The sequence below is a fragment of the Actinoallomurus acaciae genome (assembly GCF_042429965.1).
Classification (GTDB): domain Bacteria; phylum Actinomycetota; class Actinomycetes; order Streptosporangiales; family Streptosporangiaceae; genus Actinoallomurus; species Actinoallomurus acaciae.
The window spans coordinates 1-2,625 of the sequence record NZ_JBHLZP010000809.1 but is presented as its reverse complement, the minus strand read 5'-3'; the positions used below and the strand labels follow the sequence as shown (position 1 = coordinate 2,625).

Genomic DNA, 2,625 nt, shown 5'->3' with positions numbered 1-2,625 from the left:
CGTTCACCGCGCCCGCCTGCGCGACGACGGGCACCTGGGTCGAACCACCCTGCCCCGGCCGGGCGGTGAAGCGCAGCGTGCGGGTGCCTTGCGGACTCAGGTCGCCCAGGTCGCAGGCCAGCGCGGTGCGGTCGGCGCTGGACAGGCAGCCCGGCGCCACGGCCGTCCACGAGGCCGGGCCGAAGGTGCTGAGCACGAGCGTCGCCGCGCGCGCCGTACCGCCCACCGAGCGCACCGACACGGCGTAGCGGATCCCCTCCGGTGCGCGGGCCAGGGTCTGGATCGAGGTCACCAGGTGAACGGCGGGCGTCGCGACCGCGGCGGCGCTGCCGAGCAGGGCCGGGCCGATCAATGCGCCGGCCGTGCCCATCGTCGTGGTGAGCAGCGTGCCGGGTGTCACCTTCATGGCGGGACGTCCCCCCAAGGTGTGGATAGCCGGGCGGCCTTCGAGGGGGGCGGGCAGGTGGCACCCGCAAGGCGAGTCGTTACTTCTTATAGCCGGGTCACCACGGATTGTAACCTGCGGCACTCTCATCCTTGTTTCGCCTGATGAAAGGATCCTTTCGTAGGATGCCGTCAACGGGGAGAGGAGAGGTCGGGTGACGGGGGATGACACGGGGACGCGGGCCGCGTCCGGCGTACGGTCGCTGGAGCGGGCGTTCGAACTGCTCGAACACCTCGCCGACGCGGGCGGCCGGCTGGCCCTGACCGAGCTGGCGGAGACCTCCGGGCTGCCGATGCCGACCATCTACCGGCTGATGCGCACCCTGGTCAACCGGGGGTACGTCCGGCAGGAGCCGTCCAAGCGGTACGCCCTCGGCCCCCGCCTCATTCACCTCGGCGAGACGGCGGGGCGGCTGCTGGGGTCCTGGGCGCAGCCCGCGCTCGCGCAGCTCGTGGACGAGGTCGGCGAGACCGCCAACATGGCGGTGCTCGAAGGCGATGAGGTGGTGTACGTCGCGCAGGTGCCCTCCAAGCACTCGATGCGCATGTTCACCGAGGTCGGCCGGCGCGTGAACCCGCACTGCACCGGTGTGGGCAAGGCCCTGCTCGCCCAGCTCCCCGACTCCGTGGCCGGCGAGATCATCGGCCGTACGGGCCTGCCCGCGCACACGCCGCACACCATCACCGACCCGGCGGCGCTGCTGAAGGAGCTGGGCCTGATCCGCCGGCGCGGCTACGCCCTCGACGACGAAGAGCAGGAGATCGGCGTGCGCTGCGTCGCCGTACCCCTCACCGGCACGCCGACCCTGGCCGCGATCTCGATCTCCGGGCCCCAGGGCCGGCTGCCCCTCAACGTGATCGACGACGTGGTGCCGATCATGCGCCGCACGGCCGGACGCCTGTCGGAGAGCCTCTCGGCGTGACGCTCATCCCCACCGCGATCGCCCGGTCGGAGGTGGGGTACAAGTGATCTCATGGACAATTTGACCATTGCCGTACTGGGAACCGGGATCATGGGCGAACCCATCGCCCGTAACCTGCTGCGCGCCGGCTTCGGCGTGCGGGCCTGGAACCGTACCCGAGCCAAGGCCGAGCTCCTCGCCGAGGACGGAGCGGTCGTGTGCGACGAGGCCGCCGAGGCGGCCGACGGCGCGGACGTGGTCGTGACCATGCTGCACGACGGCGACGCCGTCGAGCAGGTCATCGCGGGTGTGCTGCCCGCGATGGAGGAGGACGCGATCTGGGTGCAGATGAGCACCGTCGGCGCCGAGGCCACCGACCGGCTGGCCGAGCTCGCCCGCTCGCGCGACGTCGCGTACGTCGACTCCCCCGTGCTCGGCACCCGCAAGCCCGCCGAGGACGGCGCCCTCGTCGTGCTGGCCTCCGGCCCCCGCGACGAGCGCGTCGACCGGATCTTCGAGGCGATCGGGTCCCGCACGATGTGGATCGGCGAGGGCACCGAGGCGTCCCGGCTCAAGCTCGTCGCCAACAGCTGGGTCCTCGCCCTCACCACGGCGATCGGCGAGGCGGTGGCGCTCGCGGAGGCGTTCGACATCGACCCCCGCCTGTTCCTGCAGGCGATCGAGGGCGGCCTGATGGACACGCCGTACGCGCACCTCAAGGGTGAGGCGATCATGAAGCGCGAGCTGCCGGCGACCTTCCGGGCGACCGGCGCCGCCAAGGACGCGAGTCTGGTCGCGGCGGCCGGCCGCGCCGCCGGGGCGAACCCACGACTCACCGACGCCATCCGCGAGCAGTTCCGCCGCACCATCGAGCTGGGCCACGGCGATGAGGACATGGCCGCCGTCTACTACGCGGCGCGGTCGCAGGGATAGCGCCGTCATGTCGGTGAAATGGCCCTACTGAATGTCCGGGAATTGGGAGGATAGTCGCCTAGCGGAACCCCGGGGCATCTGCCCGCGTCCCACCTGTCTAGCCGACGGGGAAGCGAAACATGACTGTATCCACCCAGCAGGTCGAAGGTCTGGACGCGACGGAACTCCATATCGGAAGACTCGAGGACGCGACGATACGCGTGTCCCTGGACCCGTACCTGTCGGTGCTGGCCCTCACGACCGACGCCCTCGGCGGACGCCGGCGGGGCGCGCCGGAGTCGTGGCGGCGGCGCATCCGCTCGGCCGTCTCGCCCGCGCAGGCCCAGGCGGTGTGGCCGCTCGTGGC

At 71.7% G+C, this 2,625-nt stretch carries 4 protein-coding genes; 3 read left to right on the top strand and 1 reads right to left on the bottom strand.

Features of this window, described 5'->3' with window-relative positions:
* A partial coding sequence (locus ACFFNX_RS47335; protein ID WP_378212964.1) for a hypothetical protein occupies positions 1-406 on the bottom strand: 406 nt, incomplete at its 3' end.
* 193 nt (positions 407-599) lie between these two features.
* On the opposite strand from ACFFNX_RS47335, the gene ACFFNX_RS47330 reads away from it, so the two are divergent.
* The 3 genes from ACFFNX_RS47330 to ACFFNX_RS47320 all read left to right on the top strand — a co-directional run.
* Positions 600-1,367, top strand: coding sequence for an IclR family transcriptional regulator (locus tag ACFFNX_RS47330; protein ID WP_378212963.1), 768 nt, complete (start codon positions 600-602; stop codon positions 1,365-1,367).
* A gap of 51 nt (positions 1,368-1,418) precedes the next feature.
* Complete coding sequence (locus ACFFNX_RS47325) at positions 1,419-2,279, top strand: NAD(P)-dependent oxidoreductase (RefSeq protein WP_378212961.1); 861 nt, start codon at positions 1,419-1,421, stop codon at positions 2,277-2,279.
* Between the two features lie 119 nt (positions 2,280-2,398).
* A partial coding sequence (locus ACFFNX_RS47320) for a hypothetical protein (RefSeq protein ID WP_378212960.1) occupies positions 2,399-2,625 on the top strand: 227 nt, incomplete at its 3' end.

Coding starts and splice junctions, on each gene's coding strand:
- ACFFNX_RS47325 (WP_378212961.1), top strand. CDS start 1,419: ATGGACAATTTGACCATTGCCGTACTGGGAACCGGGATCATGGGCGAA.